Genomic DNA, 16,504 nt, shown 5'->3' on the forward strand with positions numbered 1-16,504 from the left:
TTTTCCTTTAGCCGATCAATTATTGCATCTGATACCGGATCAGGTCGCGTCCCAACTGGATTTAAATCGCTTCAATGCCATTATGCTGATGACCCATAACGTCGAATACGACCAACGCTACTTGCAAGCCATCGTCCAGTGTCGGGCGGCGTTTATCGGTCTGCTGGGTCCGGCGCATCGCAAACAACGATTACTGCAAAGCCTGGGCGACGATGCCGCGCTGATGGCCGAACGGGTATTCGGTCCGGTCGGTTTGGACATCGGCGCGCAAACGCCGGAAGAAATTGCGTTGTCTATCGTGGCGGGCATCCATGCGCAGCTCAACGGCCGCAGCGGCTTGCAATTAGGCTATGACGTAGTCGCTATCAAGCATGAATGCAGCCATAGCCAAGCCCAGTAAATTCGGTGAGGCCGGAGTATAAGGCTAAATTTGGGTTATGCGAGCGGGGCCTGACGACTAAGACGACTCCAACGCTTGCGCCAGATAATCGGTTATGCCGAGCCAATGTTTGCGCAACGTTGGCTCGTCGTAATTTTCCTCGCGCCCATCCAGATCAAGGACAATAGCATCGCCTCGGGCCATGAACACCGCAGCCAGATCTTCCACCGGCCCCGCCGCCAAGGTATGAGTGAGGGCTCGGCAGGGTCCGAAACGCGACGGTGGCTCGAACGGCATGACATTGATTTCGGTGCCCAGTAGGCCGCGCGGATAACCGGCATCTTCCAGATCGAATTCCAAATGCTCGAAACGGTAACGTTGATGTGGTCTATGTCGGGCTAAATCCCGGCGCAGGCGGCGAGCCGCATTGGCTAGATCCAGTTCTTCGACCTGCCGGAGCGGCAAGGGCATGACGTTCATGGCGCTGCACGGAGTGCGGGCAACCGCCCCCGACGCGCGAAGCATCGTAGTCAGGCCGAGTACCGTGTCGCGACCGTAACCGTATCGGGCCAAATAGCCGGCAAAACCGGCAATCAATAACTCCGGCCAACTCAAATCCAGCTCCAGCGCACGGCGCTTAAGGCTTAGACACACTGCGTCCGGCAAGGCCCCTCCGATTCGGCGGCCGCGGCCGATTCCGGGCGTGGGATGGGGTGACAGGGACTTGGGTTGCAACCCGGCTAGTTCGGCGAGCCAATATCGGCGGTCGTCCTCACGATCAAACGAATTCTGATAGGCCTGATCGGCTTCCAAAATGGCGTCCAGGGTGCCAAAAGCAGCCGCTGCCAAAGGCTTGCCGGATAGCAGCGCCTCGTAGTAAACGGCAACTCGCCGTGCAATGAGCTGGAAGCCGTAGCCGTCCAGCAGTAGGTGGTGCGCGCGATGTAGCCAGACGTGGCGCTCAGCCCCCCGGCGATAGAGCTTATGCTCATAAAGATAGCCGGCGGCGGGATTGAAGGCTTGTTGTAGTTGCACGAACAGTTCGGCCATGAATGCCGTCTGGCTAAGCTGTTCGGCGGGCGCTACCGCCAAAGTCGGCGGGCTATGCTCGACGCGCTGCTGCCGATAAGTCCCGTCCATCTCGACGATGCGGACCTGCAGCGCGTCAGCTTCGCGCAACGTGGCCTGCAGGGCTTGTGTAAACAATTCGTAATCGAGTGGGCCGTCTAGTTCGGTGTATTCGGCGGCATAAAAGACGCTGGCTTCGCCGGCGAGTTGTTGGCCAAGCAGGACACCTGTCTGTGCTTGGGTTAAGGGCAGACCGGGTTGATCGCGTATCATCGTCTGTCTGCCTTCGCGGCGGCAGAGTCTTGCCACAAAGCGTGCCAGGCTCTCAGTGTCGGCAACGGCGCCAACTCTGCGAACTCGGCAGCGAATCCGCGTTGGCGCCAACGCTGCATCAATGTCATCAGCGCCAGCGAATCCAAGCCCATCAGCAATAGATCGTCGTCATCGCCCAATAGAGCCGGGTTGATTGCCATCGCTTCCGCAATTTCGCGACGTAATGCGTCCAGGCTGGGACTAAGCGATTCCAAAGCGACCATTGCATCGCGGCTGCTGAGAACGCATGCGCAACGCCCGGCGGCATAGCGCAAGGCTTGTTCGTGCTCTTCGCGTGAAAAATCGGCCAGCGCATCGCCAACCAAAAAGGCTTGGATATCCAGCATGAAGGCTTCCGCAGCCGTCATCAGACAGCCAATATGGGCATAGACGCCGCAAATCACCAGCTGATCGCGCCCCAGCGCGCGCAGGTGCGTCTCCAGGTCGCTGCGCTTGAAAGCGCTGTAGCGCGCTTTCGGGAACACCGTGTCTTCCGGGTTGGGTGCAACAGCATCGACAATACGTTCCAGCGCCGGATCGTTCGCTAAGCCGGGCCCCCAAAAATCGTTGAGCAGCCCGCGCTCGGTCGGCGCCTGTCCGCCGCGTTGCGCCGTGTACATAACCGGCATGCCGGCAGAGCGGCAGGCGGCGATCAGGTCGGTGCAATTGCGCAGCAGCGCCGGGATCGGCGGCTGGGATGGTTCGAAAAAATTCAGAAAATACTGTTGCATGTCGTGCACGAGTAATACGGCACGGCTTGGGTCCAAGCGCCAGTTCGCTTTTCCGGTGGGTAGTTGTTCTGGAAGGTCGTATGGCGGGATGCGGGGTATGCTCATGTCGGTGTTCGTGTCAGGTTAAGCGCCAGCGCCCGCAGCTGCGGTTTCGCAATTTTGCCTGGCGCGGTAAGCGGTAAGCGGTCAATGAATTCGATTCGGTCGGGAATTTTATGTGCGGCCAGTCCGCAGTGATCGCGTAAGTGCAATTTCAGCCCTAGAGCGATTCGCGCCGGCGCTTCCTCCGAGTCCGGCTCGGCCAATTCGACGAAGGCGTAACTGCGTTCGCCCAGGCGTGCGTCCGGTATAGCCACCAGCGCCGCGTTGCGTACGCGCGGATGGCTGAGCAAATGCTGCTCCACTTCTGCGGCGGCAATCTTTTCGCCCGCACGGTTGATTTGATCTTTGCTCCGGCCCATCACCTGTAAACTGCCATCGGCGCGGCGCCTGACCAAATCGCCGGTACGATAAAAACCGTCCACGGTAAATGCCTTGCGGTTATGCTCGTCGGCGCGCCAATAGCCTCGAATGGTATAGGGACCGCGGGTCAGCAGATGGCCGGTCTCGCCGTCGGCCAGCACTCGGTCCTCGTCGTCGACTATGCGGATCTCGTCGCCGGGCGACATAGGCCGGCCCTGGGTTTCCAGAATGACATCGGGATCGTCGTCCAGCCGAGTGTAAGTGACCAAACCCTCGGCCATGCCAAATACCTGCTGCAGTGCGCAACCGAACACCGGTTTAATGCGGGCGGCGACTTCCGCTGCCAGACTGGCGCCGCCCACCTGGACCAGGCGCAGACTGCCAAGCGGAGGACGCAGACTTGTAGCGCGCTCCAGCCACGCCAAAAGCAGCGACGGCACCAATGCTACATGGCTGACCGCTTCGGCGGCGATCAGCATAAAAGCTGCGTCCGGCTCTGGTCGAGTCAACAACACGATGCGGCCACCGGAATATAAGGTGCCCAGCGTGCCGGGCGAACTTAACGGAAAGTTGTGTGCGACTGGCAAGGCCGCCAGATACACGGTAGCGGCGTCGAAACCGCAAATATCCACACTGGTCCTGACACTGTAAAGATAATCGTCGTGCGTGCGCGGAATCAGCTTGGGCGTTCCGGTACTGCCGCCGGAAAGTTGTAACAGCGCTACCGCTGCTGGGTCCTGGTCCGGCAGCGCCAACGGCTTCACATAAAGGCTTTGCAAAGGTACGAATTCCTCCGCCGCGCCGGCCACGATCACGTGGCGCAAACACGGTGCCAATGCCAGTGTTTCCCGCGCTAGCAAGCGGTAATCGTATCCGTCGTGGCGATCCGGTATCACGTAGGCGGCGGCTTCGGCCAGCTGGCAGAACGCGGCGATTTCGGCGCGACGATGCCCAGGCAGCGCCAGCACCGGGATCAGACCGAGGCGAAAACAGCCAAAACACACCGCAAAAAACTCGGCGATGTTGGGTAATTGCACCACTACACGTTCGCCGGTGCGCAAACCCAATTGCGCAAACCCGGTCGCCAACTGATCGGCCCGTTCGTCGAGCTCGCGGTACGACCAGCGCCGCGCGCCGCAGACCAATGCGATACGTTCACCGTAGCGCTGCGCCGATTCGCGTAACAAAGCGCCCAAGGTTTGGTTTTGCCACCAACCCTGTTCGCGATAGGACCTGACCAACTCGTCCGGCCACGGCGTGAAATCGGATGCCGTCATACGCCATCCCCCTGCAGTGCGTCCAGCAAGGTGCGAAATTTGGCCGAGGTTTCGGCCACTTCCCGCCAAGGTTCGGAATCCGCGACGATGCCGGCGCCGGCGAATAGCTTGGCGCGATTGGCTTCGATTTCCGCGCAACGTATCGTCACTGCCCATTCACCGTCGCCGTTGGCGTCGCACCAGCCCACCAGGCCGGTGAACAGGCCGCGATCAAAGTCTTCCAATTGCTCAATGGCTTGGCGAGCCAGATCGCGTGGTTCGCCGCATACGGCCGGTGTCGGGTGCAAGGCTATGGCCAAGTCAAAGGAGCTGGGGGCATAGTGGCTTAATTGTCCGCAGATCCGAGTGGAAAGATGCCAGACGCGGGGCGTCGCAATCAACTCCGGAACCGGCGGCACCTCTAGGGTGCGGCAATAGGGCCGCAAGGTGTCCGCTACGGCAGCCACCACTAGCGCGTGTTCGTGGCGGTCCTTGGCAGAGTGCAACAAGCGGCGGGATCGCGCCAGATCCTCGCCAGGGTCGATGCTGCGCGGTTCGGTACCGGCAATTGGATTGGCCAATACCTGTGTGCCTTTGCGCCGCAACAATAGTTCAGGACTGGCACCTATCAAGCGGCGGACACCTCCCGATACAGTGGGCAAATCGACGGCAAAGGTGTAACCGGCTGCATTGCGCGCCGCCAGATTGCGTAACACGCCGGCCTGATCGACATCGCTCTCGCCCACCACTTCCAGCATTCGGGACAGCACGACTTTTTTTAAGGCTGATTGCCGTATCAAGTCCAACGCTTGTTGCACCTGTTGGGCATAGACCGCCGGTGTTGGCCGCTCTTGAGTTACAGAACTGCGTATGGTCGCTTTCGTCCTGGCTATTGCGTGGCGCGTGAGGCGGCCCGCCGTTGCCATTTGCTGGGGAATAAACAATACCGGATCGGCTTCGGGAGCAAACGGCAGCGCGCCCACCGCAATAGCCGGCGTATCGTCTTTTTGCCTGACATCGGCGAACAAACGTTGCAGAGCGGCGGCTGTCGGCTCTCCGGGATGGCGGGTTAACCTAGCCCGGATGCCGCTACCAAGCAGGGTACGCTCGGGAGAGCCCAAGAAAAAACTGGAGCCGGCGCCATAGCGATGCAGCAGCTCAATTGCCGTGGGCTGTTGGTCGCCCATCCGCTCGGTCGTGGCGGCGTTTACGGAAAACAACTGACTTGTGTCGGTATACATAGGGGTTCAGAACTCCAGTCTGGTTGAAACTAGTACGCTACGGCCGGGATTTTGCAGCGGCGTAATGAATCCGACTGCGGTACCGGCGGTGTAGCGATCCGTATAGTCTTCATCGGTGAGATTGTTGACTTCGGCGCGCAGCGTCAGGCCGCGGTAAAAATTCGGCTGCCATTGGGCAAATACGTTGTAGGTGTGATAGCCGTTGAGATCGCGATTGCCCGAATCCTGTGCGAAGCGGTACTTCAGGGCGATTTCCGAACTTACCCCGGTTTTTATCCCTAGTTCCGACCACGCATAGGCGGCGTGCAGCTTGATGATTTCGCCGACGGGCGAGCCTAAGTAGAACGCCAGTGTGCCGAGTTGAGAATGATCGTAGCTGACTTCGGTGTTGGTGTAATGCGCGCCGAAATCGGCATTTGCGCGTTGATAGCCTACGCCTAGATTCAAGCCTTCGGTTTTGACTGCCGGGCCGTTAACCCGGACGAAACTGTCGTCGCCCTCTTGATATGCCGGCGTATTTTGGATTCGGGTCGAAAACACTTCGCCCTCAAACTTGACGCTTGCCAAGCGGTAACTGAGCCCGGCCTTGGCGTTGGTGGAGCGTTGCGCCGCAAGATCGGCGGAATAAGCCGAATACGGCATGGTGTGGAAGAGTGCTGCTTCGGCCAGTTGGATGCCGCCGAAGACATAGGAATAACTGCCGTTCAGCGTCAAGTCTGGCAAGGGCGTGATGCCGATAGACACGTTGGGGCTGGCGCCGGTATTGTCGAACAGTTTCCGGTCTACCGATTCGAATTCTTGAGAATCAAGACGGACGCCGCCGGAAAATTTAAGCCAGTCGGCGGGCTCACCGCGTAATTGCGCGAATCCGCCTAAATTTCGGGCTGTTTCGGTCATCGAAGCATCGCGAAAGTTATCGGTTAGCGCCCGATCCTGATAAAAATCCATGCCGGCGCTGAGTTCGCCCAACGGCGTTTTAATGCGGTTCAACGCCGTCGCCCCGAAGCTTTCGATGGTGGAATCGAAATAGCCGGGACGAAATCCGCCGTTCGGATTCGGTCGGGAAAGCGACGTATCGTTATAGTAAAAGCGAACCTCCGGATCGTAAAACTTGCTCGGCTGCCGGGTGCTGTACTTGAAGTTCGCGGTATTGCGGTTGAAGATATTTTCCGACAATAAGGTCTGACCACGCACTGCGGCGAAATTGGCGCGGAACGGTCGAATTTCGTCGTCTGAAAGATGCTGAGCCGAGGCCTCGAAACGGTGTCCGCCCTCCGCGGTGTAGGCTAGTTTTCCTAAAGCGCTCAACAGGTTGGTGCCGGTGCCCTGGACTGGATCACCATTGCCGGCGTCGTAGTTGCCGCCTTCGGCGTGCGAGGCATAGCCCATGGCTTCGACATTGCGATACCGCCCGTAGGCAGCGCCGGATTTGGTAAAGGTGTCTAGGGTGCTGGCGAAGCCGCCGCTTAAAAACGCACCGTAATCCCGTCCGGGCTGCAACATGTCATCGACGTCTTTGGTTTCGTAGCGCAAAGAGCCACCTAGCGCGCCGGGGCCGGCGTCCGCCGCTGCTACGCCGGCATCCACGCTGACCGCTTTTAGCACGCCGGGGTCGATCAGTAGGTTTGCGTTGTGATGCCATATATTGTTTACCTGCCGGGCACCGTCGATCTGTACGTTGAGATTGGTTTCCTCGATGCCGTTGACAAACACCTTTTGAGATGTCGCGGTAGGGCCGCCGACGCCGACCGAGATATTTTTTTCGAATACGTCCTTGATCGACGTCGAGGGTGTGTCTTCCACCGTTTCGGTGTCTGTATCAGTTTTGACCGCTTTACCGGTCACGTTAATCGTGTCCATGACGACAGTCTTATCCGTGTCCGTTTCATTTGAGCCGGCCACCGAGTATTCGGTTGCCGCGAGTAAAAAGAAAGTTAAGGGGAGGGTAAGTTTCGAACCGACAGGGGAGCTGGTTTTCATGATTGGTCTTCAAATAAGAATGATTTACATTAACATTAGTGGCTGCTATTATCCGACTCAAAGCAAATACGTGCGTTTGCGGGGGAACCGAATTCCTTTGCGGGCCGCGCAGATGACGGCTTGGAACATCATTTATGAATCACTCGGGCAAAATCCTATGAATCGGCTATCAACTATCACCTCATCCAAGATCGATTGCTCGGCCCTGTCGCGACCGGGTCTAAGCACCCCTGGAGGTGCGGCTGTATCCTTGGCTCCCAGTGGCTCCCCGATAGTCAGTGGTCGGCTGCGGGAGTTTCAGCTGCAGCCCGATTTGTCGCTGTACGCGTCAGATGTGCGGGACGAACTCGATATGGAAGTGACGGGAATGTTGCAGCCGGGGTTGTTGATCGTGTTGCCGCTGGCTGGCGAAGCGGATGTAAGCTACGGCGATCAACGTTTTCTGCTAGGCGCAGGCGGCGATCATCGCGGACTGGTCGTCGCTTTAAGTCGGCGCGAGTGCTTTTCCCGTCAGTTGCGGCGCGGCGCCCGGCGGAAGGTGGTGAGTTTGGCATTCGGTACCCGCTGGCTGGCCGAGCACGAACACGTACTATCCGCACACCCGGGGCTGAACCACTTGCGCGCTACCCATCTGGCGGCACAACAGTGGCGATTGTCTGCGCGCTTGCGGACTTTGGCGGCTAGCGTGTTCGAATTGTGCGCCTCCGGCACGCCGCTGATGAGCCTATGCTTGGAAAGTCGCTGCTTGGATATTGCCGCCGAGTCCTTGGGGGCGCTGACGGACGGCCGCCGGGAGCCGGAGTGCGTGCTTAGGCCGCGCGAACGGCGGCGATTGGCCGAATTTTGCGCCTTTCTCGATAGCGGAGAGGGCGACGGCTGGTCGATGCAGGCCTTGGCCGAGCACATCGGCATGAGTCCCAGTACCCTGCAGCGCTACTTTCGCCAATACACCGGCAGTAGTGTGTTCGCGTATCAGCGTCGCCGGCTGCTGGATCATGCGCGCCACGCATTGGAATGCGACGGTGTCTGCGTCAGCGAAGCGGCGCATTTGGCCGGTTACACCAACGCCGGCAACTTCGCAACGGCTTTCCGGCGCCAATTTGGCACTCCCCCTGGCAGCTTGCGCGCTCGTTGTTAAGCTATCTTTGCAAAAAATGCATGCTGTTTTGCCAGCCGTTCAATCCACGGCCCCGCGTCCCAGTTAGCCCGTGGCCGACCGTATAATCCCACGTCAGCTTAACCACTCGATTTTTTGCATGACGACCCTTAGTACGCATCGTAGCCGGTCTACCCGCATCCCTCAGCGCTTAACTGTACTGGAAACACTCAGTTTGGGTCCGCGTTTACGCCGAATCCGTTTTTACGGCGAGGCCTTGCAAGACATCGCGCATGCGGGGCCAGGCGCGCATCTCAAATTGCTGCTACCTGTTTCAGGCGCGAACTCGACCGGCGACGCGCAGTGGCCGGACGGCTTCCGGTCCGTAGCGCGTGCCTATAGCCTGCGCCGCGTCGATTTTGCCGAGAATTTGCTCGATGTCGATTTCGTGCTGCACGGCGACGACGGTCCCGGTTCGCGCTGGGCCATCCGTGCCGCAATCGGCGACATTATCGGTCTTGCGAGCGTGGGCGGTCCCCCGTTGTCGAGTGCCGCGGCCGATTTTCATTTGTTGGCCGGCGATTTAACCGCCCTGCCGGCTATCGCGGCGGTACTGGAAGCCCTACCGGCCACTGCAAGCGGAGCGGCCTTGATCGAAGTGACTGACGCGGCGGATCAACTGGTGTTGCAGCATCCGCCGGGCGTGCAGTTGCAGTGGCTGTATTCGCACGCTCCGAGCCCACTGACGGGCGCCGTCCGCCAAATCCGTTGGCCGGTGGAGGCACGGGTATTCGCGACGATAGCCGGCGAGAGTGCATCTGTGCTCGCCATTCGCCACTACCTGCTGCGCGAACGAGGTTTGCCCCCCGCGTCCCTGTACGCAGTGCCCTATTGGTGTCGGGGGTGGAGTGAAGAGGATTACCACGACGAGCGGCACCGCTGCATGGATGGGAATACATGAAAAGACCTATGTTCAGGGCAAGGATTTTGCTGATATTACTATTAGCAGCATGCGATGGCCCGCCGCCTGCTGTGCCGGAACAGGGGGCTCGTGAGTTAATCGATGCCATCGGCCGACCGGTAAGCGTGCCACAAGCGGCGCAACGTGTGGTGGCATTGAGCGAGTTGGATTTGGACGCCGCGCTGGCGCTTGGTCTGCGGCCCGTCGGTGCCAGCAACGGTCGCGGCAGCCAGCACCCGCCGCGCTATTTGGGGGGACGGGTGAATGGGATAGACAGCGTAGGCGATTTCGCCCAGCCGTCTTTGGACCGCATCGTCGCGCTACGCCCGGATTTAATCTTGGCCGGCGGTCAGAGCGATCCCGCATTCCTGGAGCAACTACGCGCGATTGCGCCGACCGTAGTCAGCTTTTATCCTGGTGAACACTGGCAAGACAGCGTGAGGCGTATTGCGGATGCGGTGGGTCGGCAGCAGGCCGGCTCGCAAGTACTCGAAGAGTATCGTACGCTGGCTGCCCGCCTGCGAGAGCAGCTGAAAGCGCACTGGGGTGAATCGGTGAGCATTGTTCGGCTTACGCCTAACGGACCCATGTATATGCTGGGCGATGCGTTTGCCGGGCGGGTTCTGACAGATTTGGGTTTGACTCGGCCTCCTGCCCAACGTCAACCCGGTGCCGGACATGGAGCGCCGTTAAGCCGGGAAGTGTTGGCCGACATCGACGGCGATTGGTTGTTCATAGGTAATTTTGCACCCGATCCGCACGGCGTCGCCGCCTTGCGAGACGAACCGGCTTTTGCGGAATTGCGGGCAGCGCGGCTGCATCGAGTGCGCGAAGTGGATGCGGCTTTATGGACTGTTATCGGTGGTCCGCTGGCTGCCAAAACGCTCCTTGAAGATGTGGTATCGGCATTTGACGGGGTGGAGAGCGGATCGTGAAGGCGCCTAAATCCGCTCTTTTAGGTGTTCTGTTGCCACTTTCCGTGCTGTTGTTGGCCTTCGCGTCGTTAAGCTTTGGCGCAGGTGGTGTCGGCTGGCAAGACAGTCTGCATTGGCTGCTAGGGGCGTCCGGCGATGCCCATGTCGATCTGGTACTGGGCGAATTGCGGCTGCCCCGCCTACTTAAGGCCTTGGCCCTGGGTGCGGCATTGGGCGCAGCCGGGGTTTTGTTGCAGACCGTCACGCGCAATCCACTCGCTGAAACCGGGTTGTTGGGTGTCAACAGTGGCGCCGCACTTGGGGTGGCACTCGGTATCGCTTGGTTTGCCGGGCAAAGTCCTGGTGCGCAGATCGGCTGGGCACTGGGTGGGGCAAGCTTGGGCAGTCTTTTGGTCTTGCTGTTGGCGCGTGCCGGCGGCGGCCAGTCATCGCCTTTACGGCTCGTGTTGGCCGGATTGGCGCTCACCGCCACCTGCCATAGTCTGACGGCGTGGCTGGCCTTGGTCAGCACCGCCAATCTAGATCGTTATCGGTTTTGGTTGCTGGGTTCCTTAGCCCATCCGCATGCCGGCTTACTTTGGCCCGGCTTGGTGCTGATAGGCGTCGGTCTGACTGCGGCCATGGCGCTGGTGCGCCCGTTATCGGCGCTGGCCTTGGGCGATGATCTGGCGCGCGCGCTTGGGCAGAGACCCGCTCCGGCTAGGGTGGGGGCGGTTGCGGTCGTGGCACTGTTGACCGGCACCAGCGTAGCACTCGCTGGCCCTATTCCGTTTTTGGGATTAATCGCTCCGTATTGCGCCAGGACGCTGGCCGGAGTGACGATCGCCTCCCAACTTCCCTATTCTATTTTGCTGGGGTCCGCGCTGATGCTGTCGGCTGATTTAAGCTCGCGCTTGTTGCTTGCCCCGTTCGAAGCGCCAGTTAGCGCCGTATTGGCCGGCATCGGCGCGCCCTTACTGATCTGGATGGTAAATCGCGACGCCACACTGGCTTTAATGCCGGCAGGAAGTGAGCGATGACCAAGGCTGCTCGCCGCCTAGCGCCCATACCGCTATTGCTGGTGCTGGCGTATGCCGCGCTGGTTGCCGGCACGCCACGCTTGTCGGCATCGCAAGTGTATGCCGGCTTGTTTGGCCCTGGGTCCGACTGGCTGTCCACGCTGGTGACGCAATTTCGCTTGCCGCGTTTATGTGCGGCACTCGTGGTTGGCATCGGGCTCGGCGCCGCCGGCGCCCTATTGCAAAACTTGACGCGCAATCGCTTGGCCAGTCCCGATGTTTTGGGAATCAACGATGGTGCGTTACTGGCGTTGGCCCTGAGTTTGATGCTAAACCCGTCCGGTTTGTTGGGCCCGTGGTGGTGTGCGGTGGCGGGTGCGCTGATCACCGCTGTATTCACCTTGCTGGCCGCTGGCGGCGTGGGTACGCGCGGTTACCGGGTCCTCGTGGTCGGGCTGGGCATTGCCAGTTTACTGCGCGCCGGCTTTGACATTGCCTTGGCGACATTGTCCATCTTCCATGCCACCGGTCTGTATGCGTCTAGTGTCGGAAGTTTAGCCGGGCGCGCCTGGCCTGTGGTCAAGGTGGCTGCGGCGCTGCTCGGCATCTTGCTGACTGCCTGTTGGGTCATCTCCCGCGCTTTGGTGCTGTTATGTCTGCACGACGACAGTATTCGCGGTTTGGGGGTCAATTTAGGTCAGCTGCGCTTTACCGTGCTGATGCTGGCCGCTGCGCTGGCGGGCGTCGCGGTGGGCGTCGGCGGGCCGATTGGTTTCGTCGCGCTCGCCGCGCCGATCCTGGCACAGCGATTGTCGCCGGACGGCGGCATACCGGTATGGTGTTCCGCCAGTATCGGCGCGGTACTGGTCACGGGTGCAGACTTGCTCGGGCGCATAGCGGCCGCGCCGGTCGAAGTGCCCGTCGGCGTCGTATCCGGTTTTTTGGGTGGTCCTTTTTTATTGTGGTTGCTGATGCGGCCAAAAGCTTACGGAGCCGGGTAATGTTGGCGTTTCGGGTTGACCAAGTAATCGCCGGCTATGGTGCGGAACCCGTATTGCGCGACCTCAGCCTGCAAATTCCGGCCGGACGGGTGACTGCCATTGTCGGCGCCAACGGCTGCGGCAAGAGCACCTTGCTGCGTTGCCTGGCTCGTCTGCATCAAGCCGATTCAGGATGTATCCAGCTGGGCGAAGACGATTTGCGACTATTCTCGACCGCCGACTTGGCACGTAGCGTGGGTTTTTTACCGCAGTTTCCGCAAGCGCCGGTCGGACTGAGGGTAAACGATTTGCTGGCGCTGGCACGCCACCCCCATCGGCATTGGATGGTGAGCTGGTCAGCAGAAGACGAGGCCGCCCGATGCGAGGCCTTGCGTCTTACCGACCTGACGGAATTGGCTGGACAACCGTTGGACAAGCTTTCCGGCGGGCAGCGGCAACGCGCGTGGATAGCGATGATGCTGACCCAGTCCACGCCGGTCCTGCTGCTGGACGAACCCGGCAGCATGCTTGATCCTGGGCACCAGCTGGAATTGATCGCCTTGTTGCGGGCGTTGGCGGATGCCGGTCGCACCGTGGTCGTGGTGATGCACGACCTGGTTGCCGCGCGCCATGCGGATTGGTTGGTGGCCCTGGATAACGGCCGACTAGCGGCCTGCGGTTCCCCGGTGGATGTATTGAATCCGGTTTTATTGCGGCAGCTTTACGGCATCGATAGCCATATCCTGACCGCACCCGACGGTACACCTGTCGTCGTGCCGGTAAGACAAGCCGATTTGCCGTTGCCGCAAGCGCAGCCTTTGCCTGTGAGCATGGCTTCGGTCGGTCCGTTCGCCGAAGTGTCGGCTAGCGTGGCGGAGCGTCGTTTAGTGCTGTTGTTTGCGGTACTTCAATTCACCCTTTTACTTGATTATATGGTGCTGATGCCGCTGGGCGCGGCGCTGATGCGCGATTTCGACATGGGTCCGGCGCGCTTCGGATCCCTGGTTGGTGTCTATACGCTGGCCTCGGCGCTGACCAGTCTGCTCGGTGGTCGATGGATTGATCGCGGCGACCGCAAGCGCACCTTGTTGGCCTTGTACGCCGGATTTGTGGTCGCCACGCTGGCTTGTGGTCTTGCGGGGCAATTCGGCGAATTGCTGGTCGCGCGGGCGTTGGCGGGTGCTTGCGCAGGGTTGATGAACGCAACCATGATGGCGATGATAGCCGACCGCATCGAGCCCGAGCGCCGCGGCCAGGCCATCGGTGCCATTATGTCGGCCTTCGGCGTGTGTGCCGTGATCGGTGTGCCTTCGGGCCTGGGATTGGCGGCGTTGGGCGGCTGGCGGCTTCCTTTTTTAGCGGTTGCGGCACTGTCTGCATTGTGGTGGCTAAGATTGTACCGGGCCTTACCCCGATCACCCGTTAGCGTCGGCGCCGGGCGCGGGAGTTTGCGTTCGCCGGCACTGGCCTTGGGTTGGGTGTTGAGCTTTTGCATCGTTTTTGCCGGTTTTCTGATCGTGCCTTATCTGGGCGCACACTTGAACGGCACATTGGGTGTTGATTTACGTGATTTGTCCTGGATTTATCTTTGCGCCGGATTGGCGACTTTCGTAGTGGCGCGCGGTATTGGCCGTGCGGTGGATCGTTTCGGTGCCGCCGGGATTCTGGCTGTATTGATGGTCGCCAGCATCATTCCGCATCTGTGGTTGACTCAGTTACAACCAGGGCCATTATGGCAAACGACGGCGGTGTTTGTGTTGTTTATGGCTTTAACCTCCACTCGGTCTATTCCGGCCTCGGTTTGGCTGATTGGCAGAGTGCCGCCACCGTTGCGGGGCCGCTACATGGCGGTGAATACCGCGAGCACCGAGGCCGCATCCGGTTTAGCAGCCGGGTGCGCGGGCTGGATGACTGGCGGGGATGGCGCCGTATTGCAGCATTTTGATCGCGTCGGCTGGCTGGCGGCAGGTGTCACCTGCGTGAGCTTGTGCTTGCTGGCCGGCTTACACCGTTTCGGCGCGTCGCAGGGGGCATCGACAACGACGGCGGATCGTCTTACGCCGGTTGCCACGGCCGAATCATGAAACTGGCAAGACAGTCGTCACCTAGCGCCGGATTCGGTTCGCGCCCCGGCGTTGCACTGGTAAGTGGTGCCGCGCGAGGCATCGGCCAGGCGGTAGCCGCCGTGTTGGCCGGCGAAGGCTTGACCGTGGTTGCGGCAGACATCGATAGCGACGCTTTGCGTGAAGTTTGCCAGTCAATGCCCGGGCTATATCCGCTGGCGCTGGATTTACGCGATCGTGCCGGCCTGGAATCCGCAGTCGCTGGAGTCGAGGCCAAAATCGGCGAAATCGACTATCTGGTGAATGTCGCCGGTGTGCTGCTTCCCGGTCATGTAGTGGATGCCAGTGACGAGGACTGGCTGGAAAGCTTTGCCGTAAACTGTCATGGTGTATTTGCGCTAAGCCGCGCGGTAGCTCGTCGGATGCGCGAGCGGCGGCGCGGGGCTATCGTGACGGTTGGTTCCAATGCAGCATCGACGCCGCGGACCGGTATGGCGGCCTACGCTGCATCCAAGGCCGCCGCGGCGCAATTCACCCGCTGTTTAGGCTTGGAACTGGCGGAATACGGCATTCGTTGCAATCTGGTGTCGCCGGGCTCGACCGAAACCGACATGCAGCGCCGCTTCTGGCGCGCCGGTGCCGGTAGCGCCGCGCAAGTCATCAAGGGCTCCTTGGCGCAACATCGGCTGGGCATTCCGCTCGGCAAACTGGCCCAACCGGACGATATAGCTCACGCCGTGGCGTTTCTGTTGTCGGATCGGGCCGGACATATCACCCTTCAGGATTTAGTGGTTGACGGTGGAGCGACATTAGGTTAACGGCAAAATAGCCCGCGTGTGGCCACGATGAATTGCCCGTAAGAAGTTTGGAACTCGAGCGGTTCGTCTGCTCATAAAGTGGTATGGCGGTCCCGACGCTGATGGCTACGAATGTCCGATATGAGCGAAGCTGTTTAACCTAAATGTAAAACGAGAAAATGACGCCGGTGGTGTGCAATGCAATATTCGCCGCTACCGGTGTGCGGGTCAGGCAATTGCCGCTGTTGCGTACCGATTTGAGCTGGAGTTGATATGGCTTACAATCGCCGGCAGACACGCAAGCGAGTAAATCATGGCCAATAAAATCAATCATCTGCTCGAAGCCTATCGGCAACTGCAACGCGACGGCGCCGACAGCGTGCTGGCGACCATCATCGAAACCTTTGGCTCGACTTACCAAAAGGCCGGGGCGCGGATGTTGATTACCCAAACCGGGGAGTTGGTCGGTTTGCTGGGCGGCGGTTGTTTCGAACGGGATTTGGTGGAGCAGGCCGGATCGGTGTTCGAAACCGGCCATGCCAAAACCTTGTTTTACGATATGCGTTCCGGGGAAGACGCGATTTGGGGTTTGGGCCTGGGTTGTAACGGCGCGGTTAGGGTGTTGCTGCAATTATTAAAAGCCGAGCAGGGTTTCAGTCCATTGAGTCAGTTGCTGGAAGCCGCCGAAGCTCAAGCGCATGGGGTATTGGTTACGGTGTTCGAGTCCGAGCATGCGGATTTCCCGGCAGGGCGCAGCCAGTTTTTGCCTGCGGCCATCGTCGGCGAGCAGCCAATTTTACCTAGCGCGCCGTTTCCCTTTGCCACGGCGGCGCTGCAAACGGCCTTGCAGCAAAAACCGCGTATCGAAACCCATCTACTTGACGGCCAGGACATCAAAGTCTTTTACGACCCGGTGCAACCGCCTTGGCAGTTGCTGATATTCGGTGCCGGTGCCGACGCGATACCGCTGGTGAATTGCGCCAAATCCCTGGGGTGGCGCGTGACCTTAGTCGATCACCGGCCCGCGCATATCAAACCAGAGCGTTTTCCTTTAGCCGATCAATTATTGCATCTGATACCGGATCAGGTCGCGTCCCAACTGGATTTAAATCGCTTCAATGCCATTATGCTGATGACCCATAACGTCGAATACGACCAACGCTACTTGCAAGCCATCGTCCAGTGTCGGGCGGCGTTTATCGGTCTGCTGGGTCCGGCGCATCGCAAACAACGATTACTGCAAAG

General features: G+C 59.9%; 15 protein-coding genes. 9 read left to right on the forward strand and 6 right to left on the reverse strand.

Features of this window, described 5'->3' with window-relative positions; genetic code table 11:
* Window positions 1–400, forward strand: a 400-nt coding sequence (locus CWO84_RS14090) for an XdhC family protein (protein WP_165786327.1), incomplete at its 5' end; no start/stop codon positions are given.
* A gap of 57 nt (window positions 401–457) precedes the next feature.
* On the opposite strand, the gene CWO84_RS14095 is transcribed toward CWO84_RS14090, so the two are convergent.
* The 5 genes from CWO84_RS14095 to CWO84_RS14115 are packed head-to-tail and all read right to left on the reverse strand — an operon-like array spanning window position 458 to window position 7,429.
* Window positions 458–1,720, reverse strand: a complete 1,263-nt coding sequence (locus tag CWO84_RS14095; RefSeq protein ID WP_033156350.1) for a condensation domain-containing protein — start codon at window positions 1,718–1,720, stop codon at window positions 458–460.
* On the reverse strand, window positions 1,717–2,595 hold the full coding sequence (locus CWO84_RS14100) for an isochorismatase family protein (RefSeq protein ID WP_033156349.1): 879 nt from the start codon (window positions 2,593–2,595) through the stop codon (window positions 1,717–1,719). Before CWO84_RS14100 ends, CWO84_RS14095 begins: the two co-directional genes overlap by 4 nt.
* Window positions 2,592–4,229, reverse strand: a complete 1,638-nt coding sequence (locus CWO84_RS14105) for an AMP-binding protein (protein WP_101053345.1) — start codon at window positions 4,227–4,229, stop codon at window positions 2,592–2,594. Before CWO84_RS14105 ends, CWO84_RS14100 begins: the two co-directional genes overlap by 4 nt.
* Window positions 4,226–5,449: an isochorismate synthase gene (locus CWO84_RS14110; protein ID WP_205450304.1), complete on the reverse strand. Its 1,224-nt coding sequence runs from the start codon at window positions 5,447–5,449 to the stop codon at window positions 4,226–4,228. Before CWO84_RS14110 ends, CWO84_RS14105 begins: the two co-directional genes overlap by 4 nt.
* Window positions 5,450–5,455: 6 nt before the next feature.
* Window positions 5,456–7,429, reverse strand: a complete 1,974-nt coding sequence (locus CWO84_RS14115; RefSeq protein WP_101053347.1) for a TonB-dependent receptor — start codon at window positions 7,427–7,429, stop codon at window positions 5,456–5,458.
* 157 nt (window positions 7,430–7,586) lie between these two features.
* On the opposite strand from CWO84_RS14115, the gene CWO84_RS14120 reads away from it, so the two are divergent.
* From CWO84_RS14120 to CWO84_RS14155, 7 genes are all read left to right on the forward strand, one after another.
* A complete protein-coding gene (locus tag CWO84_RS14120; RefSeq protein ID WP_165385951.1) occupies window positions 7,587–8,567 on the forward strand; it encodes an AraC family transcriptional regulator in 981 nt (326 codons plus the stop codon).
* 118 nt (window positions 8,568–8,685) lie between these two features.
* Window positions 8,686–9,486 carry a siderophore-interacting protein gene (locus tag CWO84_RS14125; RefSeq protein ID WP_033156347.1) on the forward strand — a complete coding sequence of 267 codons (801 nt, stop codon included), beginning with the start codon at window positions 8,686–8,688 and terminating at the stop codon, window positions 9,484–9,486.
* Window positions 9,483–10,421: an iron-siderophore ABC transporter substrate-binding protein gene (locus CWO84_RS14130; protein ID WP_033156346.1), complete on the forward strand. Its 939-nt coding sequence runs from the start codon at window positions 9,483–9,485 to the stop codon at window positions 10,419–10,421. Before CWO84_RS14125 ends, CWO84_RS14130 begins: the two co-directional genes overlap by 4 nt.
* On the forward strand, window positions 10,418–11,440 hold the full coding sequence (locus tag CWO84_RS14135; protein ID WP_201799032.1) for an iron ABC transporter permease: 1,023 nt from the start codon (window positions 10,418–10,420) through the stop codon (window positions 11,438–11,440). The genes CWO84_RS14130 and CWO84_RS14135 overlap by 4 nt, the downstream gene beginning before the upstream one ends.
* Entirely contained in the window at window positions 11,437–12,420 is a 984-nt protein-coding gene (locus CWO84_RS14140; protein ID WP_101053351.1) for an iron ABC transporter permease, read from the forward strand. Before CWO84_RS14135 ends, CWO84_RS14140 begins: the two co-directional genes overlap by 4 nt.
* Window positions 12,420–14,483, forward strand: a complete 2,064-nt coding sequence (locus CWO84_RS24660; RefSeq protein ID WP_201799033.1) for an MFS transporter — start codon at window positions 12,420–12,422, stop codon at window positions 14,481–14,483. Before CWO84_RS14140 ends, CWO84_RS24660 begins: the two co-directional genes overlap by 1 nt.
* Complete coding sequence (locus CWO84_RS14155) at window positions 14,480–15,280, forward strand: 2,3-dihydro-2,3-dihydroxybenzoate dehydrogenase (RefSeq protein WP_051669890.1); 801 nt, start codon at window positions 14,480–14,482, stop codon at window positions 15,278–15,280. The genes CWO84_RS24660 and CWO84_RS14155 overlap by 4 nt, the downstream gene beginning before the upstream one ends.
* A 139-nt stretch (window positions 15,281–15,419) precedes the next feature.
* Here CWO84_RS14155 and CWO84_RS24425 read toward each other — a convergent pair whose 3' ends face one another.
* On the reverse strand, window positions 15,420–15,593 hold the full coding sequence (locus CWO84_RS24425) for a hypothetical protein (protein ID WP_165786328.1): 174 nt from the start codon (window positions 15,591–15,593) through the stop codon (window positions 15,420–15,422).
* Between CWO84_RS24425 and CWO84_RS14160 the strand changes: the two genes are divergently transcribed.
* Window positions 15,573–16,504 (forward strand): XdhC/CoxI family protein (locus CWO84_RS14160; RefSeq protein ID WP_101053353.1); only part of this gene is annotated, 932 nt, incomplete at its 3' end. The genes CWO84_RS24425 and CWO84_RS14160 overlap by 21 nt on opposite strands.

The sequence above is a fragment of the Methylomonas sp. Kb3 genome, from assembly GCF_002834115.1.
Lineage (GTDB): Bacteria > Pseudomonadota > Gammaproteobacteria > Methylococcales > Methylomonadaceae > Methylomonas > Methylomonas defluvii.

What these genes read in the sequence shown, in the direction of transcription:
- CWO84_RS14115 (WP_101053347.1), bottom strand. Translation starts at nt 7,429, where the DNA reads ATGAAAACCAGCTCCCCTGTCGGTTCGAAACTTACCCTCCCCTTAACT.
- CWO84_RS24660 (WP_201799033.1), top strand. Translation starts at nt 12,420, where the DNA reads ATGTTGGCGTTTCGGGTTGACCAAGTAATCGCCGGCTATGGTGCGGAA.
- CWO84_RS14140 (WP_101053351.1), top strand. Translation starts at nt 11,437, where the DNA reads ATGACCAAGGCTGCTCGCCGCCTAGCGCCCATACCGCTATTGCTGGTG.
- CWO84_RS14155 (WP_051669890.1), top strand. Translation starts at nt 14,480, where the DNA reads ATGAAACTGGCAAGACAGTCGTCACCTAGCGCCGGATTCGGTTCGCGC.
- CWO84_RS14120 (WP_165385951.1), top strand. Translation starts at nt 7,587, where the DNA reads ATGAATCGGCTATCAACTATCACCTCATCCAAGATCGATTGCTCGGCC.
- CWO84_RS14105 (WP_101053345.1), bottom strand. Translation starts at nt 4,229, where the DNA reads ATGACGGCATCCGATTTCACGCCGTGGCCGGACGAGTTGGTCAGGTCC.
- CWO84_RS14095 (WP_033156350.1), bottom strand. Translation starts at nt 1,720, where the DNA reads ATGATACGCGATCAACCCGGTCTGCCCTTAACCCAAGCACAGACAGGT.
- CWO84_RS14100 (WP_033156349.1), bottom strand. Translation starts at nt 2,595, where the DNA reads ATGAGCATACCCCGCATCCCGCCATACGACCTTCCAGAACAACTACCC.
- CWO84_RS24425 (WP_165786328.1), bottom strand. Translation starts at nt 15,593, where the DNA reads ATGATTGATTTTATTGGCCATGATTTACTCGCTTGCGTGTCTGCCGGC.
- CWO84_RS14110 (WP_205450304.1), bottom strand. Translation starts at nt 5,449, where the DNA reads ATGTATACCGACACAAGTCAGTTGTTTTCCGTAAACGCCGCCACGACC.
- CWO84_RS14125 (WP_033156347.1), top strand. Translation starts at nt 8,686, where the DNA reads ATGACGACCCTTAGTACGCATCGTAGCCGGTCTACCCGCATCCCTCAG.
- CWO84_RS14130 (WP_033156346.1), top strand. Translation starts at nt 9,483, where the DNA reads ATGAAAAGACCTATGTTCAGGGCAAGGATTTTGCTGATATTACTATTA.